Here is a 25,376-nt window from a genome sequence, read left to right on the forward strand (position 1 = left end):
CACACAGACAAGGAACTCAGCGAATGTCCAACACGGCACCCCAGAAGATCGGTTTCATCGGCCTCGGCATCATGGGCGCGCCCATGGCCGGCCACCTGCTCGATGCCGGCCACCAGCTCTTCGTCAACACCCAAGGCCCGGTGCCTGAGCTCTTCGTTTCCAAGGCCACGGTATGCGCCTCGGCGGCCGAGGTGACGAAGCAGGCCGACATCGTCTTCATCATGGTGCCGGACACACCCGACGTGGAGAAAGTGCTGTTCGGCGAGAACGGCGTCGCGGGCGCACTGACCAAGGGCAAGACGGTGGTCGACTGCAGCTCCATCGATCCGATCGCGACCAAGGGCTTCGCGCAGAAAATCGTCGACCTCGGCTGCGGCTACATCGACGCGCCGGTCTCGGGCGGCGAAGTGGGTGCCAAGGCGGCCAGCCTGACCATCATGTGCGGCGGCGACGAGGGCACCTTCGGCCGCGTGCGGCCGCTGCTCGAGAAGATGGGCAAGAACGTCACGCTGGTCGGCGGCGCGGGCGACGGCCAGGTCTGCAAGGTGGCCAACCAGATCATCGTGGCGCTCAACATCGCGGCCGTAGGCGAGGCGCTGGTGTTCGCCAGCAAGGCCGGCGCCGACCCGGCCAAGGTGCGGCAGGCGCTGATGGGCGGCTTCGCGTCCTCGCGCATCCTCGAAGTGCACGGCGAGCGCATGATCAAGCGCACCTTCGCGCCGGGCTTCCGCATCGCGCTGCACCAGAAGGACCTGAACCTTGCGATGCAGAGCGCACGTTCTCTGGGCGTGGCGTTGCCGCAGACGGCGGGTGCTGCGCAACTGATGAACGCCTGCGCCGCCCTGGGCCATGGCCAGTCCGACCATTCGGCGCTGGTGAAGGCTCTGGAAGCGCTGGCGCAGCATCCGGTTCAGCCGGACTGAGCGATCAGCCGCGAATGTTGAGGTTCTCCGCCGGGTTCTGACCAGCGGTTGCCAGCGCCTCCTTCAGGTTCCGGCGCCGCCAGGCCCAGGTCTTGAAGGCCTGCGGCAGGATCGTGATGCACGAGAGGTAGTAGATCACCTTGAAGCCCAGCAGCCGCGGGCCGACCGGCGTGCCGCGGAACAGGTCGCCCGCCAGGATCGACAGCAGCGCTTCCCGCATGCGCCAGACGTTGTTCTCCGGCTGCATGAAGAGCCGGCGGATGGCCGGCGAGGTGATGCGGTAGATGAACCACGAGAACATCCGGGGCCCGTGCTTCATGACCTTCTCGAAGCGGCGGAAGGCCCGCTCCGCCTGGCTGGCCTCGCCCCTGAGCCAGTGATCGACCGCCGTGGCGCTCTCGAAGGCGCTGTTCATCGCCAGGTAGACGCCGGACGAAAACATCGGGTCGACGAAGGCATAGGCGTCGCCGATCATGGCAAAGCGGTCGCCGCGGCAGAACTTCGAGTCGTAGGCATAGTTGCCGGTGGTCGTCGCGCCCTCGATCAGGGTGGCATCCTTCAACCGCTCGGCCAGCTTGGGCGCGAGCGCGATGGTTTCCATCAGGAAGCTGGTGAGATCGCCCTTGCGCTGCTTGAAGTAGGCCGGCGAGGCGACCGCGCCCACGCTGGTGGTGCCATCGAGCAAGGGGATGAACCAGAACCAGCCGTGGTCGAACCAGAACAGCGTGATGTTGCCTTCGTAGCGGCCGGGCGTACGCCGGGCGTTCGCGAAGTGGCCGAACAGCGCGGCGCTCGCGTGCCTGCGGTTGCGCTGCTTGGCGTCGAAGCGGTTCGACAGCACGGTGTCGCGTCCGCTGGCATCGATCACGAAACGCGGGCGCCAGGCGGTCTCGGTGCCGTCTTCGGCTTTCACCGCCACCAGCGCACGGCGGTCGCTGCCCTTGCCGGCGTCCATGTCAACCTGCGTGACCTTGTGGCCTTCGAAGGTGCGCGTGCCGCGCTTGGCGGCGTGGCGGAACAGCAGCTCGTCGAACTCCGAACGGCGCACGTGCACGGCGTACGGAAAGGACTTGTCCATCGCCTCGCCGAAGAAGAACAGGCTGGTGTGGTCGTGCCAGGGCGAGACGAACTCGGCGCCGTGCTTGGCGATGCCGATGGCTTCGACCTCGGTGCGCACGCCCAGCCGGTCGAAGAGCGGCATGTTCATCGGCAACAGCGATTCACCGATGTGAAAGCGCGGGTGATGTGCCTTTTCGAGAAGCACCACGTCGTGGCCCTTGTCCGCGAGCAGTGCGGCGACGGTCGAGCCGGCAGGCCCGCCGCCGATGACGACGACATCTGGATCCATGGTTGTGAATTGCTGAACTGCCATGAATGGCGGGCCCTCGGTCGTGGTTATGTGCTCGGTTGGAGCGCGAATGCGGCCCGAGTGTAGCGATCGCGCCATGGCCCCCTCGTGGTTCCCACTACACGAAGGGCACGCGCTTTTGGAGTAGCCTCATTGGTCGTCAGAAACAAGGAGATTTTTCATGGCCGACACCCTGTCACCGGCAGAAGAAGCATTGCGCGAAGCCGCCCGCGAATACCACCGCAGCCCCGTCCGGGGCAAGATTTCCATCTCGCCGACCAAACCGCTGCTGAACCAGCGCGACCTCTCGCTGGCCTACTCGCCGGGCGTCGCCTACCCCTGCCTCGACATCGAGGCCGACCCGTCGAAGGCGGCCGAATACACCTCGCGCGGCAACCTGGTCGGCGTGGTCACCAACGGCACCGCGGTGCTGGGCCTGGGCAACATCGGCCCGCTGGCCGCCAAGCCGGTGATGGAAGGCAAGGGCTGCCTGTTCAAGAAGTTCGCCGGCATCGACGTGTTCGACATCGAACTCGCCGAAACCGACCCCGACAAGCTGGTCGAGATCATCGCCGCGCTCGAGCCCACGCTGGGCGGCATCAACCTCGAGGACATCAAGGCGCCCGAGTGCTTCTACATCGAGAAGAAGCTGCGCGAGCGCATGAACATCCCGGTGTTCCACGACGACCAGCACGGCACGGCCATCATCTCGGCAGCGGCGCTGATCAACGGGCTCGAACTGGTCGGCAAGAAGATCGAGGAAGTGAAAATCGCCGTCTCGGGCGCCGGCGCCGCCGCGATCGCCTGCCTGGACGTGATGATCGGCCTCGGTGCGAAAGCGGCCAACATCTTCGCGGTCGACTCCAAGGGCCTGATCTACATCGGCCGCCCGGGCGGCTTCGACGACTCGAAATCGCGCTACGCGCAGAAGGACACCGGCGCGCGCACGCTGGCCGACGTGATGAAGAACGCCGACGTGTTCCTCGGCTGCTCGGCGCCCGGCGTGGTCACGCAGGACATGGTCAAGAGCATGGGCAGCCAGCCGATCATCCTGGCGCTGGCCAATCCCGAGCCCGAGATCCGGCCCGAGCTCGCCAAGGCAGTCCGCCCCGACTGCATCATCGCGACCGGCCGCTCGGACTATCCGAACCAGGTCAACAACGTCCTCTGCTTCCCCTACATCTTCCGCGGCGCGCTCGACTGCGGCGCAAGCAAGATCACGGAAGAAATGAAGCTGGCCTGCGTGCACGAGATCGCCGACCTCACCAAGGCCGACATCAGCGAGGAGGTGGCCACCGCCTATGCGGGCCAGGAGCTCGCCTTCGGCCCCGACTACATCATCCCCAAGCCCTTCGACTCGCGCCTGATCCTGCGCATCGCGCCGGCGGTGGCCAAGGCCGCGGCCGCCTCGGGCGTGGCCGCGCGCCCGATCGAGGATCTCGAGGCCTACCGCCAGAACCTGGCACGCTTCGTCTACCAGACCGGCATGTTCATGCGCCCGGTGTTCAGCGCCGCCAAGCTCGCGAGCGCCAAGCGCGTGGCCTACTGCGAGGGCGAGGACGACCGCGTGCTGCGCGCCGCGCAACTGGCGGTGGACGAAGGCCTGGCCAAGCCCATCCTGATCGGGCGCCCGGCGGTGATCGAGACGCGCATCAAGAAGGCCGGCCTGCGCATCAAGCCCGGCGTGGACGTGGACGTGGTCGACCCCGAGGACGACCCGCGCTTCCGCACCTACTGGGAGGCCTACCACCGGATCATGGGCCGGCGCGGCATCACGCCCGAGGCCTCGAAGGCGATGGTGCGGCGCTCCAACACCACCATCGGCTCGCTGATGGTCCAGCTGGGCGACGCCGACGCGATGCTGTGCGGCCTGGTGGGCCGCTTCGACAGCCACCTGCGCATCCTGCACAACGTGCTGGGCCTGAAGCGCGGCGCCCCGGGCTTCGCCACCCTCAACGCGCTCACGCTCGAGAAGTACACCCTCTTCATCGCCGACACCAACGTGCACGAAGACCCGAGCGCCGAGACGCTGGCCGAGATCGCGGTCATGGCGGCCGAGGAAGTGCGCCGCTTCGGCCTGCCGCCCAAGGTGGCCTTCCTGTCGCACTCCAACTTCGGCTCCTCCGAGCGCGCTTCGGCGCGCAAGATGCGGGTGGCGCGCGACCTGTTCGCCAAGATGGCGCCCGACATCGAATGCGACGGCGAGATGCACGGCGATGCCGCGCTGTCGGACACGGTGCGGCACAACGCCCTGCCGGAGACCTCGCTGAACGGCGAGGCCAACCTGCTGATCTGCCCGAACCTCGATGCCGCCAACATCCTGTTCAACGTGCTGAAGATGACCGGCGGCAACGGCGTGACGGTGGGTCCGATCCTGATGGGCGCGGCCGGCTCGGCCCACATCCTGACCCCCTCGGCCACCGTGCGCCGCGTGCTCAACATGACGGCGCTCGCCGTGGCCAACGCCACCTCGTCCAAGTAGGCAGCGCACCACGATCGACGCCCCGCCGCAGTGCATGCGACGGGGCGTTTTCACGCCCGCTCCGAGTGGCAATGGCCATCGGCCATGCACCCCATTGGCTCATCGGGAGGGTTCGCACCAAGTGCGTGCCGGCACCGTTTTTGCTTGAATCCCGTGCATCACCTTTCACGGACTCCCATGAACAAGCGCCAACTGCTCCAGACCTTTCTTGCCACTTCGGCGCTCAGCTTCGGCCTAGTCACCGCCCACGCCCAAGCGCTCACGCCGATCAAGTTCCAGCTCGACTGGCGCTTCGAAGGTCCGGCGGCGCTGTTCCTCCATCCGGCCGCCAAGGGCTACTTCAAGGATGCCAAGCTCGACGTGACGATCGACGCCGGCAACGGTTCGGGCGGCACGGTCACGCGGGTGGCCTCGGGCGCCTACGACATGGGCTTCGCCGACCTGGCCGCGCTGATGGAGTTCCATGCCAACAACCCCGACAGCCCGAACAAGCCGGTCGCGGTGATGATGGTCTACAACAACACGCCGGCCTCGGTCATGGCGCTCAAGAAGAGCGGCATCGCCAAGCCGGCCGACCTGGCCGGCAAGAAGCTCGGCGCACCCGTGTTCGACGCCGGCCGCCGCGCCTTCCCGATCTTCGCCAAGGCCAACAACATCGGCGCGGTCAACTGGACCGCGATGGACCCGACGCTGCGCGAGACCATGCTGATCCGCGGCGACATCGACGCCATCACCGGCTTCACCTTCACCTCGCTGCTCAACCTCGAGGCGCGCGGCGCCAAGGCGGCCGATATCGTGGTGCTGCCCTACCCCGACTACGGCGTGAAGCTCTACGGCAACGTGATCATCGCCTCGCCCAAGCTGATCAAGGAGAACCCGGCGGCGGTCAAGGCCTTCCTCTCGGCCTTCGCCAAGGGCGCGAAGGAAGTGATCGCCAATCCGACCGTGGCCATCGAATCGGTCAAGAAGCGCGACGGCATCATCGACAGCGCGCTCGAGACGCGCCGCCTCAAGCTGGCGATCGACACCGTGATCAACAGCCCCGACGCGCGCGCCGAAGGCTTCGGCGCGGTGAACGCGGGCCGGCTCTCGCTGATGGCCTCGCAGGTGTCGGACGCCTTCAACACCAAGACGCGCGTGAGCCCCGACGCGGTGTGGACCGCCGCGCTGCTGCCCCCTACGGCCGAACTGAACATCCTGAAGAAGTGATGGCGGTCGCGGAGACCACGCCCTTCGTCGACTTCCAGGACGTCTGGCTCGCCTACAACGAGGAGCTGCTCGCCGCCAACCACTTCGCGGTCGAGGCCATCGACCTGAAGGTGAAGCGCGGCGAGTTCATCGCCATCGTCGGGCCCTCGGGCTGCGGCAAGTCCACCTTCATGAAGCTCACCACAGGCCTGAAGATGCCCTCGATGGGCAAGATCCGCATCGACGGCCAGCCCGTGAACGGCCCGCTCAAGATCTCGGGCATGGCCTTCCAGGCGCCCTCGCTCTTGCCCTGGCGCACCACGGTCGACAACGTGCTCTTGCCGCTGGAGATCGTCGAGCCCTACCGCTCCACCTTCAAGGCCAAGCGCCGCGAATACGTGCAGCGCGCGCGCAAGCTCTTGCAGAAGGTGGGCCTCGCCGGCTATGAAGACAAGTTCCCGTGGCAGCTCTCGGGCGGCATGCAGCAGCGCGCCAGCATCTGCCGCGCGCTGATCCACGAGCCCAAGATGCTGCTGCTCGACGAGCCCTTCGGCGCGCTCGACGCCTTCACGCGCGAGGAGCTCTGGTGCATCTTGCGCGACCTCTGGACCGAGCAGCAGTTCAACGTGATCCTGGTCACGCACGACCTGCGCGAATCGGTGTTCCTGGCCGACACGGTCTACGTGATGAGCAAGAGCCCGGGCCGCTTCGTGGTCAAGCGCGAGATCGAGCTGCCGCGGCCGCGCGAGCTGGAACTGACCTACACCAAGGAATTCACCGACATCGTGCTGGAGCTGCGCGGCCACATCGGTGCCATCCGAAGCAATGCCATCGCGGCCGCCGCCGCAGCGAGCCCGGCATGAAGAACGGCAAACAGATCGAACGCTGGTCGCCCTGGCTGCTGCTGGTCGCGGTGCTCGTGCTGTGGCAGATCATCTGCGCGGGCTTCGGCGTCTCGGATTTCATCTTCCCGAGCCCGTGGCGCATCTGGACCCAGTTCTGGGAGTTCAAGGAAATCATCGCGGGCCACGCCTGGCGCACCTTCTGGGTCACGATGGCGGGCTTCGGCCTGGCGATCGTGGTCGGCGTGCTGCTGGGCTTCGTGATCGGCAGCTCGCGCCTGGCCTACGCGGCGGTGTATCCGCTGATGACCGCCTTCAACGCGCTGCCCAAGGCGGCCTTCGTGCCCATCCTCGTGGTGTGGTTCGGCATCGGCATCGGGCCGGCGATCCTCACGGCCTTCCTGATCAGCTTCTTCCCGATCATGGTCAACATCGCGACCGGCCTGGCCACGCTCGAGCCCGAGCTCGAGGACGTGCTGCGCGTGCTGGGCGCCAAGCGCTGGGACGTGCTCGTCAAGATAGGCCTGCCGCGCTCCATGCCCTACTTCTACGGCTCGCTCAAGGTCGCGATCACGCTGGCTTTCGTCGGCACCACGGTGAGCGAGATGACGGCCGCCAACGAAGGCATCGGCTACCTGCTGATCTCGGCCGGTTCGGCCATGCAGATGGGCCTGGCCTTCGCGGGCCTGATGGTGGTGGGCGCGATGGCGATGGGGATGTACGAGCTCTTCAGTGCGATCGAGAAGCACACGACCGGCTGGGCGCATCGAGGCTCTCAAAACGAATGACCCCTGAGCAGATCGTCAAGGCTCTGCGCCGCGCCGACGAGGTCGCGCGGCGCGCGATGGCCATGGGCCGCCATCCCTTCGGCGCGGTGCTCGTCGCGCCGGACGGCGAAACGGTGTTGGCCGAGCAGGGCAACATCGACACCGTGCAGCACGCCGAGGCCACGCTGGCGCGAAACGCCTCGCTCAACTACCCCGCCGAGTACCTCGCGCAGTGCACGCTGGTCACGACCTTCGAACCCTGCGCGATGTGCGCCGGCACCATCTACTGGGCCCATATCGGCCGCGTGGTCTACGGCGCCGAAGAAAGCGCGCTGCTCGCGCTGACCGGCGACCACCCCGAGAACCCGACGCTCTCGCTGCCCTGCCGCGAAGTCTTCGCGCGCGGGCAGAAGCAGATCGAGGTCGTTGGGCCGGTACCGGAAGTGGCCGACGAGATGATCGCCACGCACCGCGGCTTCTGGCAAAGCCGGGGCGCCTGAGCCGCCGGCCAAATGAACCGGCCGCCGCACTACAACGTGTTCACCGGAATCTTCAGGTAGCGCACGCCATTGGATTCCGACGGCGGCAGCTCGCCGGCTCGGATGTTGACCTGGATCGCGGGCAGGATCAGCGCCGGCATGGCCAGGGTGGCATCGCGCTTCTCGCGCATGGCGACGAAGGCCTCTTCGTCGACGCCGTCGTGCAGATGGATGTTCTTCTCGCGCTGCGCTGCCACCGTGGTCTCCCAGTTCGGTGCGCGCCCGTCGGGCGGATAGTCGTGGCACATGAAAAGACGGGTCTGCGCCGGCAAGGCCAGCAGCTTCTGCACCGAGCGGTACAGCGCGCGGGCGTCGCCGCCCGGAAAGTCGCAGCGCGCACTGCCCACGTCGGGCATGAACAAGGTGTCGCCGACGAAAGCGAGCCGGGTCTCCCCCGCCTCGCTCTCCAGCACGTAGGCCATGTCGGCCGGCGTGTGGCCCGGCACATGCAGGGCCCTCATGCGCAGGCGGCCGACATGGAACACCTCGTCGGGCGCGAACAGGTGGCCGAACTGCGAGCCATCGAGCCGGAATTCGGGTTCGAGGTTGAACACGGTCTTGAACACACCCTGCACGGCGCGGATCGCCCCGCCGATGGCGATGGTGCCGCCGAGTCGCTGACGCAGATAGGGCGCCGCCGACAGGTGGTCGGCATGGGCATGCGTCTCCAGCAGCCACGACAGCTTCAGCCCATGGGCCTGCACGAAGGCGATCACCCGGTCGGCCGACACGGTGGAGGTGCGGCCGGACCCGGGGTCGTAGTCGAGCACCGGGTCGACGACGGCGCATTCGCCACCATCGGCCTCGAACACCACGTAGGTGATGGTCGACGTGTCGTCGTCGAAAAAGGCCTGTACCTGCGCGTCCATGGGATGCATCGCTCCAACGTTCTATATTTTAACATTCTATTGATATACATTATGTTTTTCAATAAACTGTAAGCATGGAATTCGACTCCGTCCTCCCCGCGCCGCCATCCACCGAGGCGATGGCGCAGTTGCATTCGGCCGCCACCGAGGCCTGTTCGCTGCTCAGGGCCATGGCGAACGAGACGCGCCTGCTGCTGCTGTGCCAGCTGATCGGCGGCGAGCGCAACGTCGGCGAGCTGCAGGCGCTCTCCGGCATCGTGCAGCCCTCGCTGTCGCAGCAGCTCGGCGTGCTGCGCGACGAGGGGCTGCTGACCGCGCGCCGCGAGGGCAAGTTCGTCTACTACAGCCTCGCCAGCGCAGAGGTCATGGCAGTGATGCAAACGCTCTACGGCATCTTCTGCGCCAAGCCCGCCCGCACGAAGAAGGCGCCCGCGCGCAAGACCGCGGCGAAGTCGCGATGAGCATCGACTGGTCCCACTTCACGCCGTGGAGCGCTCTGGCCGGCGGCCTGTTGATCGGGCTCGCGGCCGCGCTGTTCCTGCTGCTCAACGGCCGCGTCGCCGGCATCAGCGGCATCGTCGGGGGCCTGCTGCAACGAGGCGGCGGCCGGGGCTGGCGGCTGGCTTTCGTCGCCGGCTTGCTGGCGGCACCGTGGGTCTGGCAGCTCGCAGGCGCACTGCCGCCGGTCGCCATCGCCGCGAGCACGCCGGTGCTGATCGCGGCCGGGCTGCTGGTCGGCGTCGGCACGCGCTACGCGAGCGGTTGCACCAGCGGCCACGGCGTCTGCGGCCTGTCGCGTGGCTCGCCGCGTTCGCTGGTGGCCACGGCCGCCTTCATGGGCGCGGGCTTCGCAACCGTCTACCTCGTGCGTCACCTGCTGGGAGCCTGAACGATGTTGAATGCAAGCGCAGCGCTGGCCGGACTTCTGTTCGGCCTGGGCCTGATGCTCTCGGGCATGACCGACCCGGCGAAGGTACTCGGCTTCCTCGATCTTGCGGGCAGCTGGGATCCGTCGCTCGCCCTCGTGATGGGCGGTGCGGTCGCGCTCGGCGCGGGCGCCTTCGCGCTGGCGAAACGGCGCCGCCGGAGTTGGCTTGGGCAAGCGATGCAACTGCCCGCCGCCACCCGCATCGACCGGCGGCTCCTGCTCGGCAGCCTGGCCTTCGGCGCCGGCTGGGGTCTGGCCGGCTTCTGCCCGGGACCGGCGCTCGTGAGCGCGGCCGGCGGCAGTGCGCAGGCGCTGATCTTCGTGGCGGCCATGCTGGCCGGGATGCTCGCATTCAGTCTGGTCGAGGGCCTCCGTCGCAGGCGCTCGAGCGCTACTGGCACGGAACCTGCACCAGACTCCGCGGAGTAGAAGCGTTCACCGTTTCGCCGTGAAGACGCCCAACGACGGTGCGGCTTCTGCGGCGTGTCGGCCGGAAATTGCTCCGAAGGCAGCGCACGCCAGCGCTGCCTCCGGTGTCCTGTTTCCAACCGCCCACGGAGTTTTCATCCATGCAACGTCGTTCTCTTCTGCGCGCCGCCGGCGCCAGCGCCCTCGTCACCGCCGCGCCCTTCGTACGCGCCCAGGGCTCGCTCCAGAAGTTCAAGTTCAACCTCGGCTGGAAGGTCGAGGCTTCCGGTGCCGGCTTCCTGCTCGCGCAGCAGCGCGGCTACTACAAGGATGTGGGTCTCGAGGTGGCGATCGACACCGGCAACGGCTCGGCGTCGGCGATCAGCCTGGTCGGCAGCGGCGCCTACGACTGCGCCTCGGCCGACCTCGCGACGATGATCGAGTTCAACGTGAACAACCCCACTGCCGGGCTCAAGGCCGTCGCGATCCAGTACGACCTGAATCCCAACGCGATCCTGGTGCGCAAGGGCGGCCCGATCGCCAAGCCGGCCGACCTGGCCGGCAAGAGCATCCTGGGCCAGCCCTTCAACGCCTCGCGCAAGCTCTTTCCCGCCTTCGCCAAGGCCCAGGGCTTCGACCCCTCGGGCGTCAAGTGGGAGAACGTCGCGCCCGACATCGGCGACACGCGCTTCGTCAAGGGCGACTTCGACGCCTCGGCCTACTTCTTCTTCACCGGCCTGCTCAACCTCAAGGCCCGCGGCATGGGGCCGGAGCAGATCACCGTGTTCCGCTTTTCCGATCACGGCATGAAGTCCTATGGCAACGGCCTGGTGGTCAACGCGAAGAGCATGCAGGAACAGGGCGATGCCATGAAGGCTTTCGTCAAGGCATCGACGCGCGGCTGGATCGAGGCGATCGCCGACCCGAAGGCAGGCGCCGGCGCCATCAAGACGCGCGAGCCGCTCGCCAACGAGGAGATCGAGTTCGAGCGCCTGAAGCTGATCGTCGACGGCACCATGAAGACACCCGACACGCGCAGCAACGGCTGGGGCGCCGCCACGACCGCGCGGCTGCAGGCCACGATCGACGAGACGGTGGGAGCCTTCGGCCTGAAGAGCAGTCCGGCGGTCGCGGACCTCTGGACCGAGCGCTTCCTGCCGCTGGCGGCAGACCGCAAGCTCAAGGCCTGACGAGACACAAGGGCGCGCCGTGGCGATCCCCGTCATCGACCTGCAGCACGCGCTGGCGCCCGGCGGCGCGCGCAGCGCGGAGGCCGCTGCGCAACTGCGCGCCGCTGCCATGGCCTCCGGCTTCTTCTATGTGCGCAACCATGGCGTCGACGCCGAGCTCGTGGCACGCCAATTCGACGTCGCGCACCGGCTGATGGCGCTTCCGGAGGAGACACGGGAGGCGTTGTCGATGCAGCACTCGCCAACGATGCGCGGCTTCGAGAACATCGGCGCGCAGACGCTCGACGCCGAGGCTCGCCCCGACCTGAAGGAGAGCTTCTATTGCGGGATGGCCTATCCCGACGAACACCCCTACGTGCGAGCCGGCTACCAGACCTACGGCCACAACCAGTGGCCGAGCGAACTGCCCGATGCGCCGGCGCAGTGCGAGCGCTACATCCGCACGATGCTCGCACTCGCGACGCGACTCATGCAGCTCATGGCGCTGTCGCTGGGCCTGCCCGAGGGCTACTTCGACGCAAGCAGCGAAAGCCCGATGCTCACGCTGCGCATGATCCGCTACCCCGCCCATCCGGCCGATGCCGACGAGCGCACCTTCGGCGCCGGCGCGCACACCGACTGGGGCGCCGTCACGATCCTTGCGCAGGACGCCCACGGCGGCCTGGAAGTCTGCATGCCCGACGGCAGCTGGGTGCCCGCGACACCCATCGAGGGCTGCTTCGTCGTCAACCTCGGCGACATGGTCCCGCGCTGGACCAACGGCCTCTACCACTCCAACCCGCACCGCGTGCGCAACCTGCATTCGGGCGGCGCGCCGCGCTATTCGATCCCCTTCTTCTACGAGCCCGACTACTTCGCACGCATCGAAGCTGTGCCGGGCACGGTGCCGGCCGGCGAGGCGCCGCGCTACGCTCCGTGCACGGCCGGGGAGCACCTGCGCGAGATGTACCGCAAGACCTACGGACTGAAATCCGGCGCGGCGGTTGCATAGCCGGCCATACGGCCGGTTGTTTCCCGCTGCGCCTTCTCCTATGCTGGCGGCCCCCCAACAAGGAGATAAGCAATGATCAAGGTCAGCGTGATGTACCCCCATACGCCCGGAGCGCGATTCGACCACGACTACTACCGCGACAAGCACATGCCGCTGCTCAAGAGCAGGATGGGCGACGCCTGCAAGTCCTACACGATCGATAAAGGGCTGGCCGGCGGGGCACCTGGCGAACCGCCCACCTACGTCGCGTCTTGCCACATCTTCTGCGACTCGGCGGAGGCTTTCCAGACGGCATTCGGCCCGCACGCCAAGGAGATCCTTGGCGACATCCGGAACTACACCGACCTGAAGCCGGTGATGCAGATCAGCGAGGTGGTGGTGGGCTGATCACACCAGCCGCGTCTCGATCTCCGTCTTGACCTCGGTCATCAGCCGATGCAGCGGGCACTTGCCCGCCACCCGCAGCAGCGAGGCGCGCTGTTCGTCGCTGAGCGGGCCGGTGACGCGCAGGGTGGAGTCGAGCCTGTAGACGCCTTTGCGTTCCTCGCTGTCGTCGCGGTTCACCACGACTTCGATGTCTTCCACCGGAATGCCCTTGTGCTGGGCATAGACCAGCACGGTCAGCGCCTTGCAGGCGGCCAGCGCGGAATCGTAGAGGTCGTGCGGCGAGGGGCCCGCGTCGGTGCCGCCTGCATCGGGCGAGGTGTCGACCGCGATCTCGTGGGCACGAACCTTGAGGATGTGGCGGGTGCCGGTGGTGCCGTCGCGGCGGACCGTGATGCTCATGGAATTTCCTTTGAAGGGTGAGAGATTCGGCCGGCGCCGCCTGTGAATCCAGGCGTTGCCATCGGGCGCTCCTGCTGGTGACAGCGCCCGATGGTAGTCGCTGAGGGCCTGTTAACAGGCCCTACATCTCGAAGGCCTCGACCTGGCGGCCGTCGATGTCGGTGAAGCCGTATTCGCGCGCCAGGTCCGCCACGCGATGCACCGCGCCGCTCTTGTCCAGCACCTTCGGGTCGCCCGCCAGCGCGGCCACCGCGCGGCCCAGGTAGCGCGGCGACTCGGTACGCGCCAGTGCCGGGCGCTCGGTCCAATGCGCCTCGTCGGTCTTGTGCCCGGTCAGAACGAATTCGGTGCGCATCCAGCCTGGCGACACGGCCAGCGAAGCGACGCCGTGCGGGCGCAGCTCCTGCGCCATGCCGAAGGCCAGGCGGCTCATCGCGGCTTTTGCCAGGTCGTAGAAGAGATTGCCGCGCAGGTAGCGATCGCGGTCCCAGAAGGTGGTGGTCACGATCAGCCCCCGGCCCTGGCCGACCATCATCGGCGCGGCAAAGCGGCTGGCCAGCAGGTGGTTGCGCACGCCGCGGTCGAACATCGAATCCCATTGCGCGAGCGAGTGCTCCCAGAAGGGCGCCTCGAACACGCCGTTGAAGGTCTCGTGGCCGCCCCAGGCGTTGTTCACGAGCAGGTCGAGCTTGCCTTCGTCGCGCTGCACCTGTGCGAACAGCTTCGCCACCTCGTCTTCGCGCGTGTGATCGCATCGCACCGCGATGCCGTGGCCGCCGCCTGCCGTGACCTCCTCGGCCGTCGCATCGATGCTGCCCGGCACCGCGGCGAGCCCCGACAGCGCGAGGATGTCTCCGTAGGTGTCGGCGGGTTGCGCCCGCGTGCTGCGCCCGGTGACGTACACCGTGGCCCCGGCGGCGCCCAGCTCGACGGCGATGCCGCGCCCGGCGCCCCGGCTGGCACCCGTCACGATGGCGACGCTTCCCTTCAGTGGCCGGTCCGTGTTCTTGTCCTGCATTCGTTCTCCTTTCGTTGGCTTTAGGGCCTACGGTAGTGCGGACTCAAGCCGCCGTCTTGGAAGAACCCGAAATGCGGTGGCCGAGGAACTCGGTCGGCGTGATGCCGCAGAGCGCCCGGAACTCGTTCACCAAATGCGATTGATCGTAGAAGCCGCCATCGAGCGCGAGCTCCGCCCAGGCCGGCGTCTGCTGTTGGCGAAGCGCGCGCAGGCAGGCGTGAAGCCGCGCCAGCCGGCCCCAGGCGCGCGGCGAAAGTCCCACGTGTTCGTGGAAGAGCTGCTGCAATCGACGCTCGCCGATGCCCAGCGCGGCGGCCACTTCGCGCAGCGGAAGCCGGCCGCCCGAAGCGGCGATGCGCTGCGCCGCATGCATGGCGGCCGAAAGCTGCGGCGATGCCTCGCTCGCGAGCAGGCGGCGTTGCAGCGCGGCGCCGAGCAGCGCGATCCGCGCGGCATCGTCGCGCGCCTCGGCGATGCGCTCCAGCAGCTCGGCACCCTCGCCACGCCACAACGCGTCCAGATGCACGGCCGTGCCGCCGATCTCGCCGGCCGGCATGCCCAGCAGGGCCGCCGCCGCGCCGGGGCGCAGCGTGACGCACAGGCCTTCGATCCTGCTGCGCAGGCGCACCATGGCCGGCGCCGTGGATGCGCCTATCGCCTCGACGGGCTCGCCGGCGCCCTCGCTCGCCGACGGCGCATCGCCCAGGTTGAAGATGAGGCGCACCGCGCCGTCGGGCAGCACGCGCTCCAACACCTCGTGCCCCTCGGGAATGGTCTCGCGGCACAGGAGGATGTGCGAAACGTGCCGGCGCAGCGGCGCGGCCACGTCGAAGGACTGCAGCGTGCCGGCGGGAGCGCTCGCTTCCGGCCCGTGCAAGGGGTCGTCGTCGAGGCGGAGATAGAGGCGCTCGCTCATGGGGGTGAATCCATCGGCTCCGCGCGGGCGCGCGGCGAACCGGTCGATCCGGGCAGTTTGTAGCACTTCCGGCACTGGCTGCGGTCGAGAACGCCGTAGACTCGTTCTCCCCAAGGGATGACATCGCGATGGCCGGCCGCCAAAGCGGCGGCCACCGCCTTCAGGAGCGCTTTGAATGAAGATTCAGCACATCGAGGCGATTCCCTTGCGCATCCCGTTCACGGTGGGCGGCAAGTCCGATGCAGGCGCCTGGGGCGGCAAAGACCTGAAGACCGTGGATTCGCTCCTGCTCAAGGTCAGCACCGACGACGGGCTGGTCGGCTGGGGCGAGAGCTTCGGCTTCACGGCCGTTCCGATCGTCAAGGCGGCCATCGACGCCGTCGTCGCGCCGCTGTGCATCGGCCGCGATCCGGCGCTGATCGAGAAGTTGATGCAGGAGCTGCAGCGCACCTTGCACATCTTCGGGCGCAGCGGCGCCCTCATGTTCGGCCTTTCGGCCCTCGACATCGCGCTCTGGGACATTGCCGGCAAGGCTGCCGGGCAACCCGTGCACCGGCTGCTCGGCGGCAGCGACGCGAGCGCGCTGTCCTGCTACGCCAGCCTGATCCGCTACACCGATCCGGAACTGGTTGCCGACAACGTGAGGCGCGCCCTGGACCTCGGGTACCGGCGTCTCAAGCTTCACGAGATCGACCCGGCCTGCGTGCGCGCCGCGCGCGAAGCGGCCGGCGACGAGGTAGAAATCACGCTGGACGTCAATTGCCCGTGGTCCGTGCGCGAGGCACTGGACATGGCCCGACGGCTGCAACAGTACAACCTGCGGTGGCTGGAAGAGCCGGTGTGGCCGCCGGAGAACCACGCGGGCCTGGCGCGATTGCGCCGCGAGGGCGGCATTCCGATCGCCGCGGGAGAGAACGCATCGACCCTGATGGACTTCGCGCACATGCTGCAGGCGCAGGCGGTGGATTTCATTCAGCCCAGCCCCGCCAAGATGGGCGGGATCACGGAACTGCGCAAGGTCTTCGCGCTGGCGAATGCGAACAACACGACGGTCATGGTGCACGCGTTCTACGACGGGCCCGGGCTTCTGGCCGGCATTCACGGCAGCGCAGCGCTGGGCGGCGCCAATGCGTTGGTCGAGTGGCGTTTCTTCGATCTGGAAGCGCAGCTCTATGGCGACGCCATCGTTCCGAAGAACGGGATGATGGCCGTGCCTCAGGGCCCCGGGCTCGGCATCGAGCCGAGCGCTGATGTGATCCGCGACTACCGGCTGCATTGACGGCCGGCGGGCGCCACCGGTCGGCAGACAGCAAACCTCAGGCCGCTCGCACCAGCGGCTCGACGCGCATCCCGCGGTGCACCTCCGATTCGCCATGCTTCGCGAGCAGCTGCATCAAGTGCTTGCGGATCAGCATGCCGGGCCGGTCGGACTCCATCGAGTACTCGACACCGCGGCGGCGCGTGTCGACCAGCGCATCAGGGTCGGTCGATTCGAGGATGTCCTTGTCCTCGCGCGTGATCTCCGCGTCGAAGTCGATCAGCATCTGCGCCGCGCAGTCGGCCTCGGTGTCGTTGCGAAACAGCCATTGGCACAGCTGCATGCGACCATCGTCGATGGGCGTGAAGCAGTTGATGATGATGTGTCGGATGCCCGAGGGATATTCGATGTCGAGCCGGCGCGAGAAGGGCAGGAAGTAGGCGTTGCGCATGTGGCGCGTGGTGATCGGGTCGACGACGCCGCTGATGGCGTGGAACTTGGCCGGGTTGGTCGCCTCGATCACGGTCTCGGCATGGAAGCCGCTCTCGTTCTCGACCAGCTCGTACTTGCTCGGCTTCGGACTCGCGGCCACGCCGAAGGTCGCGCGGTGCACGAAGCTGAAGTGCGAGTTGTCGAAGGAGTTCTCGAGCGCGCGCATCGGGCTGGTCTGCCACTCTTCGTGGAACTGGAAGATGGTGCGGTAGCCAGGGTCGTCGAACTCGGGAATCTGCGGGATCTCCGCGATGGGATCTTCCAGCGCGACCCAGGCATAGCCGTAGCGCGCCGTGCAGTGGTAGGCCGTGGTCCGATATTCGGGCGAGATCCTGCGCTCGGCCTCGTACTGCGGGATGCGGATCACCTGGCCGCTGCGGTCGTAGGTCCAGCCGTGGTAGCCGCACTGGATGGCGCCCTGGGCGCAGGCCTTGCCTTCGGCATCGACGCACCAGCCCTTCGACAACCGGGCGGTGCGGTGGCAGCAGCGGTCGCGCAAAGCGGCGGGCTGGCCTTTTGCATCGAGAAAAAGAACGATGTTCTCGCCCAGCAGCGTGAAAGGCCTGGGCCCCTGCTGCAGATCGGCCAGCGGCATGACGGCATGCCAGAACTTGCGGAAAACGGGTTGCTGCGTGACGAGCATGAAAGAACTCCTTCGGTTGCGTGGGAACACATGAAAGAGCAATTTCCCGCCGCGGCTCCCGTCGAAATCAGGACGCCAGACTGAACGCTTCTACTCTGCGCAGATCTCATTGCAAGTTGCGCGCCCGGATTGTCTCGCAGACGCTGGCATGCGTCATGCATTTGTCATACCAAACCATTAAGCATTTCACAGTGCGCGCACCGCCGCAGTGCATCGCACGAGGGCCTGATAACGCTATTTGCGGGGTCGAAAATGGCGTTAACAGGCCCTAACATCCCAGCATGAGCCCCCTTTCCCTTTCCAGCGAAATCGAACTCGACGAGCGCGACGGCCGCTACCTGCGCAAGGCCATCGTCTGGTCGCATGCAGCACGTCGCCGCGGCAACCGGCCCTTCGGCGCCATCGTGGTGTCGGCCACCGGCGAGGTGCTGGCCGAGGCCTACTGCAACACGGCCGAGACCGGCGACGTCACCGGCCATGCCGAAACCAATGCCGTGCGCGCGCTCGGCGAGCGCGGGCTGTCGCGCGAAGAGTTGGCGGGCGCCACCCTCTATTCGTCCGCCGAACCCTGCGTGATGTGCGCCGGCGCGATCTTCTGGTCCAACATCGGCCGCGTGGTGTTCGGCATCGACGCCGAGCGGCTGCGCATGTTCCGCGGCGAGCGCCCCGAGCAGCGCGATGCCGAGCTCTCGTGCCGCGATGTGTTCCAAGCCTCGTCGCATCCCATCGAATGCATCGGCCCGGCGCTGCTCGACGAAGCCATTGCGGCGCACGTGGGGGCATGGAAGGACTGAGCCTGCTCTTGCTGTCCAATAGCGGCATGCAAAGCCCGCACGACACAGAACGCCGCCTCAACGAACTGGAGATCAAGGCCAGTTTCACCGAAGACCTGCTGGACCAGTTGAACCTGGCCATCTACAGACAACAGCAGCAGATCGACAGCCTGGCCCTTCAGGTCACACAGCTTCGGCAGCAGAGTCCCGACCCCGGAGCCGGCGCGACGCGCAACCTGCGCGACGAGCTGCCGCCTCACTACTGAAGGCGACGGAGAACCGATGCTGGTCGTATTCGGGGGATTGCCGGGGGTCGGCAAGTCGACCATCGCACGCGAGCTCGTGCGCCGGTGCCAGGCCGCCTACCTGCGGATCGATGCGATCGAGCAGGCCATCAGGGATTCGAAGGTGCTGGCCGCGGACATCGGCCCGGCCGGCTACATGGTGGCCTATTCACTCGCCAGATCGAATCTCGAGCTGGGCCGGATGGTGGTCGCCGACTGCGTCAACCCGCTGCCGATCACGCGCGCGGCCTGGCAGTCGGTGGCGCGCGAGGTCGGAGTGGCGCTGGTCGAGGTCGAAATGATCTGCTCGGACGCGAACGAGCATCGGCGCCGCGTCGAAGGCCGCATCGGCGACATCGACGGACTGGCCCTGCCGACATGGTCGTCGGTGGCCGGACACGACTATGCGCCGTGGACCAGCGACCACCTGGTCATCGACACGGTGCTGCTGAGCCCGCAGAGGGCGGTGGACGCCGTGGTCGACGCGATGGATCGCGCCCGATCCGCATCCCTACACTAGCCCCATGCCATGGCACGCGCGACTAGCCCTCGCCTACAACCTAGAAAACCAGCGCAGCGTCGCCCGCTTTCGCCATGAAGGCCCGCTGCGCATCCTGCAAAGCCTCTACCCCGAAGGCGACGCCGTCTGCCACAACGTGCTGGTGCATCCGCCCGGCGGGCTGGTCGGCGGCGACACACTGGACATCGCGGTGCGCGCCGCGGCGGGCAGCCACGGCCTCATCACCACGCCGGGCGCCACGCGCTTCTACCGCTCCGAAGGCGAGCTGGCGCTGCAGCGCACCGAGCTCACGCTCGAGGCTGGCGCGCGGCTCGAATGGCTGCCGCTCGAAGCCATCTGCTACAGCGGCTGCCGCGCCGAGAATCGGCTGACACTGCGCGCGGCCGAGGGCGCCGAGCTGATCGGCTGGGACGTGACGGCGTTGGGCCTGCCCGGCGCCGGCAAGCCCTTCGAGCTCGGCAGCCTGCAGCAGCACATCGAGGTGCCGGGCGTGTGGCTGGAACGCGGGCGCATCGATGCCGCGGACACGCGCCTGCTTCAAAGCCCGATCGGCCTGGCCGGATACCGCTGCCTCGCCTCGATCTTCTTCGTCGCGGGCTCGCCGATCGCGCGCGCGCGGCGCGACGCGGCGCTCGAGGTCGCGCGCGCGCTGATCGATGCGCACGGCCTGCGCGAGAGCGCCGGCGCGACCAGCCCGCATGCCGAAATCATCGTGCTGCGCGCGCTCGCACCGGTGGTCGAGCCGGCCATGCAGCTGCTGCGGCAGGTGTGGAAGGCATGGCGGGCCGAGCTCTGGCACATGACGGGTACGCCGCCGCGCATCTGGGCGATGTAGGGGCCTCGTCCGACGAGGTGGCCCGGCGGGTCTGCCTAGACTGCCGGGCGATGCAACAACAAAGCACGACCCCGGCCGGCAGCGACATCCCGGCCCGCCTCGACCGCCTGCCCTGGTCGCGCTGGCACTGGCGGGTGGTGATCGCGCTCGGCGTGGCCTGGGTGCTCGACGGTCTCGAGGTCACGCTGGTGGGCTCGATCGGCGGCGTGCTGGAGCGGCCCGACACGCTGGGCTTGAGCGCGGCGCAGATCGGCTGGTCGGGCTCGCTCTACGTCGGCGGCGCGGTGATCGGCGCGCTGCTCTTCGGCAGGCTCACCGACCGCCTGGGCCGCAAGAAGCTGTTCCTGATCACGCTGGCGGTCTATGCGCTGGCCACGCTGGCGACCGCCTTCTCGCCCGACTTCGCCTTCTTCGCGCTGTGCCGCTTTCTCACCGGCCTGGGCATCGGCGGCGAGTACGCGGCCATCAATTCGGCCATCGACGAGCTGATCCCGGCGCGCGTGCGCGGGCGCGTGAACCTGGCCATCAACGGCAGCTTCTGGGTCGGCGCGGCGCTCGGCGCCGGGTTGAGCCTGTGGCTGCTCGATCCGGGGGTGCTGGGCCCCGTGTGGGGCTGGCGCGCGGGCTTCGGGCTCGGCGCGCTGCTGGCCGTGGCGATCCTGCTGGTGCGGCGCAACGTGCCCGAGAGCCCGCGCTGGCTGATGGCGCATGGCCGGGCCGAAGAGGCCGAGCTCATCGTTGCGGGCATCGAGGCCGAGATCGTTGCGCAGCAGGGCGCACTGCCTTCGGCTTCCGGCCGGGTGCACTATGGCGACCGCGCGAGCCCCGGCTGGCGCGAGGTCGCGCAGGTGCTGCTCTCGCGCTACCCGCAGCGCAGCATGGTGGCGCTGGCGCTGATGATTTCGCAGGCCTTCTTCTACAACGCGATCTTCTTCACCTACGCGCTGGTGCTGACGCGCTTCCACGGCGTGGCCGAGGGCAAGGTGGCGCTCTACATCTTTCCGTTCGCGCTCGGCAACGTGCTGGGGCCGCTGCTCCTGGGTCCGCTGTTCGACCACGTGGGCCGGCGCCGCATGATCGCGCTGACCTACGTGCTCTCGGGCGTGGGCCTGGCGCTGACCGGCTGGGCCTTCATGCAGGGCTGGCTCGATGCGCGCAGCCAGGCGCTGTGCTGGTCGGCGGTGTTCTTTCTCGCATCGGCCGCGGCCAGCTCGGCCTACCTCACGGTGAGCGAGGTGTTTCCGCTGGAGATGCGCGCGATCGCGATCGCGATCTTCTATGCCGTGGGCACCGGGGCCGGCGGCTTCGTGGCGCCGGTGCTGTTCGGCGCCTTGATCGAAACCGGCAACCGCGGCGCCGTGGCCATCGGCTATGCGATCGGCGCCGCGCTGGTCATCGTGGCCGGACTGCTCGCGCTGCGCTGGGCGGTGGATGCGGAGCGCAGGCCGCTCGAGGACGTGGCGCCGCCGCTCGGATTGCATACGGACGGCGACACCTCCGCCATCACTCGACAAGAGCGCGCTTGACGTCTTCCTGCAAGCTGCGCAGGTGCTCGCGCATCGCCGCCCTCGCCCGCTCCGGATCCCGGGCGCGCAGCGCGCGGACGATCTCGCCGTGCTCGTCGTGGTTCTCGCGCTGCCGATGCAGCGGACTGTGCAGGCGGAACAGCCGCGCATTCACGCGCAGTTCCTCCACCAGCCGCGGGAACACCACGTTGCCGCTGGCGGTGGCGATCAGCAAATGGAAGCGGTCGTCGAAGTGCCAGTGCTCGGTTTCGTTGTGCTCGCCGCTGTCGAGCGCGCGGATGTCCGCCTCGAGCGTGTCGATCTCCGCATCCGTGATCTTGCCGACGGCGAGCGCGATGGCCTCGCACTCGATCACCTCGCGCGCACGCATGCAGTCGAAGTATTCCTTGGTGCCCAGCGCGCGCACGGCATAGGAGCGCGCGTCGCGCCGCACCAGCAGCCCCTCGCCGGCCAGGCGCACCAGCGCTTCGCGCATCGGCGTGCGCGAGATGCGCAGGTCTTCAGCCAGGCGCGCTTCCTGCAGCGGGCTGCCGGCCGAGATCTGGCGGTCGAGGATCAGCGTGCGCAACCGTTCGTAGGCCTGCTCGGCAAGGCTGGCAGAGCGCACCTCGAGCGGTGCGATCGTGATGGTGGCGGGTTGCGCCGGACTGGGGAGGCTTGGCATGCGAGGGGAGGCGATTTCCACGAGGGGGCGGGGAAAAGCTTATCAGGCCGGCATTGCGAGGGCGGTGATCTTCACAGCCACTTGTCCAACGGGTTGCCGTCGTTCGGCGCGCGCGGCCGCAGGCAGGGCTGGAAGCGGCCCGAGCCGGCCTCGGCCGAGAACACGCCGTCCTGCCAGACCACGCGCCCGCGCGAAACGGTGACGCCGGGCCAGGCGCGCAGCGCCATGCCCTCGTAGGGCGTGTAGTCGGCCGCGTGATGGAGCATGTCGTTGGAGATCCGCTTCTCCTGCCCCGAGGCGAAGACGTCCCACACCACGAAGTCGGCATCGCTGCCGACCGCGATCGTTCCCTTCTTCGGGTACAGACCGTAGAGGCGCGCCGGGTTGGTGGCGGTGAGTTCGACGAAGCGATGGATGTCGATGCGGCCCGCGAGCACGCCTTCGCTCATCAGCAGCGGCAGGCGCGTCTCCACGCCCGGAATGCCGTTGGGGATGCGGTCGAAGGAAGGCTGGTCGCCGGCCACGCGCTTGCCGTCGGCGCCGTTCATGTTGAAGGGTGCGTGGTCGGACGAGAAGATCGTGAAAAGCCCGCTCGCGAGCCCGTTCCAGATGAACTGCTGATTGGCCTTGTCGCGCGGCGGCGGGCTGCAGATGCAGCGCGCGCCGTGCATCGGGTCGTCGGGATCGATGCCCAGATCCTCGGCGCTCAGGAACAGGTACTGCGGGCAGGTCTCCGCGTGGATCGGCAGGCCGCGCCCGCGCGCCCAGTGGATCTGCTCGACCGCTTCGCGGCCCGACACGTGCACGATCAGGATCGGCGTGTCGACCAGCTCGGCCAACGCGATGGCCCGGTGCGTGGCCTCGCGCTCCACCGCCATCGGCCGCGAGCTGCCGTGGTAGCGCGGGGCCGTGAGGCCGGCATCGAGCAGCTGCTCGGTGAGCCAGGCGATGCAGTCGCTGTTCTCGGCATGGATCATGGTCATCGCGCCATGCCGGCGCGCGGCCGCGAGCACCTCGATGATCTGCCGGTCGTTCAGCTTCAGATCGTCGTAGGTCATGTAGATCTTGAAGGAGGTGTAGCCCTTCTCGATCAACGCGGGGAGTTCGCGCTGCGTCACGTCCTTGGTGGCGTCGGCGACGATCAGGTGGAAGGCGTAGTCGATCACCGCCTTGCCCTCGGCGCGCCGGTGGTAGTCGTCGACCGCTTCCTGGATGCTGCGCCCCTTCTGCTGGGCCGCGAAGGGCAGCACGGTGGTGGTGCCGCCGCAGGCCGCGGAGCGCGTGCCGGTGAAGAAGTCGTCGGCGAAGCGCGAGCCGTCGCTGGTCGGCTGGTCGAAGTGGCAATGGCCGTCGACGCCGCCGGGCGTGACCAGGCGGCCGGCCGCGTCGATCTCGCGTGCGGCCGAGGCATCGAGCCCTTGCGCGATGGCGCAGATGCGGCCGTCGCGCACGCCGATGTCGGCGCGGTAGCGGTCGCCGACGGTGGCGATGTCAGCGTTGCGAAGGATCAGGTCGTAGCTGCTCATGATGAATCTCCGGCTAGCGCTGCTCGAGCACGACGTCCACAGCCACGACCGGCGCGCTCGCGTTGCCGTAGGCGCGGCCGTAGTGGCGCTCGATGCGGCGCTGCACGAAGTCCCAGGCGGTGGTCATCAGCAGGTAGTAGATGGCGGCGACGAGGAAGAGCTCGAGCACCATGAACTTCTCCTGGATCAGCACCTGCGTGCGGCGCAGCAGCTCCTCCATCGAGATCACCGAGGTGATCGAAGTGGTCTTGAGCAGGCCGTTGATGCTGTTGCCCAGCGTCGGGATGATGAGCCGCATGGCCTGCGGCATGACGATGTAGCGCATGGTCTGCGCGTTGCTGAAACCGACCGCGCGCGCCGCGTTGGTCTGGCCCACCGGCACCGACTGGATGCCGCCGCGAATGATCTCCGCGAGATAGGCCGCTTCGTTGAGGATCAGCCCGAGCAGCGCCGACTCGATCACCGAAAGCTTGAGCCCGAGCTGCGGCAGGCCGGTGTAGATGATGATCAGCTGCACCAGGAGCGGCGTGCCGCGGAACACCCAGATGTAGAAGTGCGCCGGCCCGGCCAGCCAGCGCTGGCTGGAGAGCCTGGCCAAGGCCAGCGCGCATCCGACGACCAGCCCGCCGGCGATCGCCGCGAGCGTGAGCCACAGCGTGGTCACGGCGCCGCTCAGGATGTACGGATTGAACAGGTAGTCGGCGAACCCCGACCAGTTCCAGCCTTGTCCCATGGACTTTCCTTCGTGTACTCAGGGACCGCGGCGCGATCAGCTCGCGGGCCCCTTGACGGTCACGGCGCCGTCGATCGCCTTCACGCCGTACTGGTCGAAGAGCTTCTGGAAGCTGCCGTCGGCCTTCATGTCGTTGAGCGCCTTGGCCATCGCGACCGCAAGTTCCTTGTTGCGCGTGGCCAGCGCCACCGGCGTCGGGAACAGGCCGTTGAGCACGCGGTCGAAATCGCCGCGCTTCTGGTACTCGGCGCCGGTGGAGTCGATCGACAGCGCCACCTCGACCTGGCCCGCGCGCAGCGCCTGGAAGGCCATCGCGAAGTTCTCGAAGGTGCGGATGGTCATGCCCTTCATGCCCTTGTCGGTGAGCTGCTTGTCGAGCTCGCGCGCCTTGCGCTCCTCGAAGCCGCCGATCTCCACGCCGATGCTCTTGCCGGAGAGGTCGTCGGGCTTGGCGATCTTCAGCGGGTTGCCCTTGGCCGTGCTGATGCTGATGGCCTGGTCTTCGTACTGCAGCATCTGCATCAGCTTGGCGCGCTCCTCGGTGTAGAAGATGCCGGTGTTGATGACGTCCCAGCGGCCGGCCTGCAGGCCCGGGATCATGGCCGAGAACTCGATGCGTACGTATTCGGGCGTGAGGCACAGGCGCTTGGCGATGGCTTCGCCGAGCTCCACGCGCATGCCCTTGAGCGCGCCGGACTGGTCGACGAACTGCATCGGCGGCAAGGTCGGGTTGACCGACATCACCAGCGTGCCTTTCTTGACCAGCGCCGAGTCGGGCACCGGCGACTTGCAGGCCTGGGCCTGGGCTTGAGCTTGAACCCCGCCCATGCCGAAGACGAAGAGAGCCGTTGCCGATGCGAGAGCGGGAAGCAATTTCATGATGGATTCCTTCAGGAGATGGACGAGACGAGAAAGGGGAACGGGGGG

General features: G+C 67.8%; 28 protein-coding genes. 18 read left to right on the forward strand and 10 right to left on the reverse strand.

Translation table 11 applies throughout. The features are described from left to right. Positions 1 to 23: 23 nt before the first annotated feature. The gene (locus tag ACSQ9A_RS20830; RefSeq protein WP_436305005.1) at positions 24 to 923 is read left to right on the forward strand and encodes a 2-hydroxy-3-oxopropionate reductase; all 900 of its coding nucleotides are present in this window, start codon (positions 24 to 26) and stop codon (positions 921 to 923) included. Positions 924 to 927: 4 nt separating this feature from the next. Here the strand turns inward: ACSQ9A_RS20830 and ACSQ9A_RS20835 are convergent, their stop codons facing one another. Continuing rightward, on the reverse strand, positions 928 to 2,271 hold the full coding sequence (locus ACSQ9A_RS20835; RefSeq protein ID WP_436305006.1) for an NAD(P)/FAD-dependent oxidoreductase: 1,344 nt from the start codon (positions 2,269 to 2,271) through the stop codon (positions 928 to 930). A gap of 181 nt (positions 2,272 to 2,452) precedes the next feature. Between ACSQ9A_RS20835 and ACSQ9A_RS20840 the strand changes: the two genes are divergently transcribed. The 5 genes from ACSQ9A_RS20840 to ACSQ9A_RS20860 all read left to right on the forward strand — a co-directional run bounded on the left by ACSQ9A_RS20840 (position 2,453) and on the right by ACSQ9A_RS20860 (position 8,050). Next, positions 2,453 to 4,753 (forward strand): NADP-dependent malic enzyme, encoded by a 2,301-nt coding sequence (locus tag ACSQ9A_RS20840; protein ID WP_436305007.1) that lies wholly within the window; start codon positions 2,453 to 2,455, stop codon positions 4,751 to 4,753. A gap of 177 nt (positions 4,754 to 4,930) precedes the next feature. Continuing rightward, positions 4,931 to 5,962: an ABC transporter substrate-binding protein gene (locus ACSQ9A_RS20845; protein ID WP_093111235.1), complete on the forward strand. Its 1,032-nt coding sequence runs from the start codon at positions 4,931 to 4,933 to the stop codon at positions 5,960 to 5,962. Next, positions 5,962 to 6,804: an ABC transporter ATP-binding protein gene (locus ACSQ9A_RS20850; RefSeq protein WP_436306333.1), complete on the forward strand. Its 843-nt coding sequence runs from the start codon at positions 5,962 to 5,964 to the stop codon at positions 6,802 to 6,804. Before ACSQ9A_RS20845 ends, ACSQ9A_RS20850 begins: the two co-directional genes overlap by 1 nt. Beyond that, positions 6,801 to 7,571 carry an ABC transporter permease gene (locus ACSQ9A_RS20855; protein ID WP_093111231.1) on the forward strand — a complete coding sequence of 257 codons (771 nt, stop codon included), beginning with the start codon at positions 6,801 to 6,803 and terminating at the stop codon, positions 7,569 to 7,571. The genes ACSQ9A_RS20850 and ACSQ9A_RS20855 overlap by 4 nt, the downstream gene beginning before the upstream one ends. Next, positions 7,568 to 8,050 (forward strand): nucleoside deaminase, encoded by a 483-nt coding sequence (locus tag ACSQ9A_RS20860; protein WP_436305008.1) that lies wholly within the window; start codon positions 7,568 to 7,570, stop codon positions 8,048 to 8,050. Before ACSQ9A_RS20855 ends, ACSQ9A_RS20860 begins: the two co-directional genes overlap by 4 nt. A 29-nt stretch (positions 8,051 to 8,079) precedes the next feature. Here the strand turns inward: ACSQ9A_RS20860 and ACSQ9A_RS20865 are convergent, their stop codons facing one another. Continuing rightward, positions 8,080 to 8,958 (reverse strand): MBL fold metallo-hydrolase, encoded by an 879-nt coding sequence (locus ACSQ9A_RS20865; RefSeq protein WP_436305009.1) that lies wholly within the window; start codon positions 8,956 to 8,958, stop codon positions 8,080 to 8,082. Between the two features lie 74 nt (positions 8,959 to 9,032). Between ACSQ9A_RS20865 and ACSQ9A_RS20870 the strand changes: the two genes are divergently transcribed. From ACSQ9A_RS20870 to ACSQ9A_RS20895, 6 genes are all read left to right on the forward strand, one after another. Next, positions 9,033 to 9,419 (forward strand): ArsR/SmtB family transcription factor, encoded by a 387-nt coding sequence (locus ACSQ9A_RS20870; protein ID WP_436305010.1) that lies wholly within the window; start codon positions 9,033 to 9,035, stop codon positions 9,417 to 9,419. Beyond that, positions 9,416 to 9,847 (forward strand): YeeE/YedE family protein, encoded by a 432-nt coding sequence (locus ACSQ9A_RS20875; protein ID WP_436305011.1) that lies wholly within the window; start codon positions 9,416 to 9,418, stop codon positions 9,845 to 9,847. The genes ACSQ9A_RS20870 and ACSQ9A_RS20875 overlap by 4 nt, the downstream gene beginning before the upstream one ends. Positions 9,848 to 9,850: 3 nt before the next feature. Continuing rightward, positions 9,851 to 10,315, forward strand: coding sequence for a DUF6691 family protein (locus ACSQ9A_RS20880; protein WP_436305012.1), 465 nt, complete (start codon positions 9,851 to 9,853; stop codon positions 10,313 to 10,315). A 140-nt stretch (positions 10,316 to 10,455) separates the two neighbouring features. After that, complete coding sequence (locus ACSQ9A_RS20885; protein WP_436305013.1) at positions 10,456 to 11,484, forward strand: ABC transporter substrate-binding protein; 1,029 nt, start codon at positions 10,456 to 10,458, stop codon at positions 11,482 to 11,484. Between the two features lie 19 nt (positions 11,485 to 11,503). Beyond that, positions 11,504 to 12,475: an isopenicillin N synthase family dioxygenase gene (locus ACSQ9A_RS20890; protein WP_436305014.1), complete on the forward strand. Its 972-nt coding sequence runs from the start codon at positions 11,504 to 11,506 to the stop codon at positions 12,473 to 12,475. A 72-nt stretch (positions 12,476 to 12,547) separates the two neighbouring features. After that, positions 12,548 to 12,862, forward strand: a complete 315-nt coding sequence (locus tag ACSQ9A_RS20895; protein ID WP_093111216.1) for an EthD family reductase — start codon at positions 12,548 to 12,550, stop codon at positions 12,860 to 12,862. On the opposite strand, the gene ACSQ9A_RS20900 is transcribed toward ACSQ9A_RS20895, so the two are convergent. From ACSQ9A_RS20900 to ACSQ9A_RS20910, 3 genes are all read right to left on the reverse strand, one after another. Next, the gene (locus ACSQ9A_RS20900) at positions 12,863 to 13,261 is read right to left on the reverse strand and encodes an OsmC family protein (protein ID WP_093111214.1); all 399 of its coding nucleotides are present in this window, start codon (positions 13,259 to 13,261) and stop codon (positions 12,863 to 12,865) included. Between the two features lie 121 nt (positions 13,262 to 13,382). After that, on the reverse strand, positions 13,383 to 14,279 hold the full coding sequence (locus ACSQ9A_RS20905) for an SDR family oxidoreductase (RefSeq protein WP_436305015.1): 897 nt from the start codon (positions 14,277 to 14,279) through the stop codon (positions 13,383 to 13,385). Between the two features lie 43 nt (positions 14,280 to 14,322). After that, on the reverse strand, positions 14,323 to 15,195 hold the full coding sequence (locus ACSQ9A_RS20910) for a helix-turn-helix domain-containing protein (RefSeq protein ID WP_436305016.1): 873 nt from the start codon (positions 15,193 to 15,195) through the stop codon (positions 14,323 to 14,325). 175 nt (positions 15,196 to 15,370) lie between these two features. Here ACSQ9A_RS20910 and ACSQ9A_RS20915 point away from each other — a divergent pair, with 175 nt between their 5' ends. Continuing rightward, positions 15,371 to 16,474, forward strand: a complete 1,104-nt coding sequence (locus ACSQ9A_RS20915; protein WP_436305017.1) for a mandelate racemase/muconate lactonizing enzyme family protein — start codon at positions 15,371 to 15,373, stop codon at positions 16,472 to 16,474. A 37-nt stretch (positions 16,475 to 16,511) separates the two neighbouring features. Here the strand turns inward: ACSQ9A_RS20915 and ACSQ9A_RS20920 are convergent, their stop codons facing one another. After that, entirely contained in the window at positions 16,512 to 17,588 is a 1,077-nt protein-coding gene (locus tag ACSQ9A_RS20920; protein ID WP_093111208.1) for an aromatic ring-hydroxylating dioxygenase subunit alpha, read from the reverse strand. Positions 17,589 to 17,869: 281 nt separating this feature from the next. Here ACSQ9A_RS20920 and ACSQ9A_RS20925 point away from each other — a divergent pair, with 281 nt between their 5' ends. Genes ACSQ9A_RS20925 through ACSQ9A_RS20945 form a run of 5 tightly spaced genes read left to right on the forward strand, consistent with a single transcriptional unit; the run spans position 17,870 to position 21,526 of the window. After that, positions 17,870 to 18,382, forward strand: a complete 513-nt coding sequence (locus ACSQ9A_RS20925; protein WP_093111206.1) for a nucleoside deaminase — start codon at positions 17,870 to 17,872, stop codon at positions 18,380 to 18,382. A gap of 26 nt (positions 18,383 to 18,408) precedes the next feature. Next, positions 18,409 to 18,627, forward strand: a complete 219-nt coding sequence (locus ACSQ9A_RS20930) for a SlyX family protein (RefSeq protein WP_093111204.1) — start codon at positions 18,409 to 18,411, stop codon at positions 18,625 to 18,627. A gap of 16 nt (positions 18,628 to 18,643) precedes the next feature. Next, complete coding sequence (locus ACSQ9A_RS20935; RefSeq protein WP_436305018.1) at positions 18,644 to 19,165, forward strand: AAA family ATPase; 522 nt, start codon at positions 18,644 to 18,646, stop codon at positions 19,163 to 19,165. 4 nt (positions 19,166 to 19,169) lie between these two features. After that, a complete protein-coding gene (locus ACSQ9A_RS20940) occupies positions 19,170 to 20,000 on the forward strand; it encodes an urease accessory protein UreD (RefSeq protein ID WP_436305019.1) in 831 nt (276 codons plus the stop codon). A 50-nt stretch (positions 20,001 to 20,050) separates the two neighbouring features. Continuing rightward, a complete protein-coding gene (locus ACSQ9A_RS20945) occupies positions 20,051 to 21,526 on the forward strand; it encodes an MFS transporter (RefSeq protein ID WP_436305020.1) in 1,476 nt (491 codons plus the stop codon). On the opposite strand, the gene ACSQ9A_RS20950 is transcribed toward ACSQ9A_RS20945, so the two are convergent. The 4 genes from ACSQ9A_RS20950 to ACSQ9A_RS20965 all read right to left on the reverse strand — a co-directional run bounded on the left by ACSQ9A_RS20950 (position 21,504) and on the right by ACSQ9A_RS20965 (position 25,328). Then, positions 21,504 to 22,190: a GntR family transcriptional regulator gene (locus ACSQ9A_RS20950; protein ID WP_436305021.1), complete on the reverse strand. Its 687-nt coding sequence runs from the start codon at positions 22,188 to 22,190 to the stop codon at positions 21,504 to 21,506. The genes ACSQ9A_RS20945 and ACSQ9A_RS20950 overlap by 23 nt on opposite strands. A 71-nt stretch (positions 22,191 to 22,261) precedes the next feature. Continuing rightward, entirely contained in the window at positions 22,262 to 23,716 is a 1,455-nt protein-coding gene (hydA, locus tag ACSQ9A_RS20955) for a dihydropyrimidinase (protein ID WP_436305022.1), read from the reverse strand. Positions 23,717 to 23,729: 13 nt separating this feature from the next. Next, a complete protein-coding gene (locus tag ACSQ9A_RS20960) occupies positions 23,730 to 24,449 on the reverse strand; it encodes an amino acid ABC transporter permease (RefSeq protein ID WP_093111192.1) in 720 nt (239 codons plus the stop codon). A 36-nt stretch (positions 24,450 to 24,485) separates the two neighbouring features. Then, on the reverse strand, positions 24,486 to 25,328 hold the full coding sequence (locus tag ACSQ9A_RS20965) for an ABC transporter substrate-binding protein (RefSeq protein ID WP_436305023.1): 843 nt from the start codon (positions 25,326 to 25,328) through the stop codon (positions 24,486 to 24,488). Between the last annotated feature and the right edge of the window lie 48 nt (positions 25,329 to 25,376).

The sequence above is a fragment of the Variovorax sp. LjRoot290 genome, assembly GCF_964253985.1.
GTDB lineage: Bacteria > Pseudomonadota > Gammaproteobacteria > Burkholderiales > Burkholderiaceae_C > Variovorax.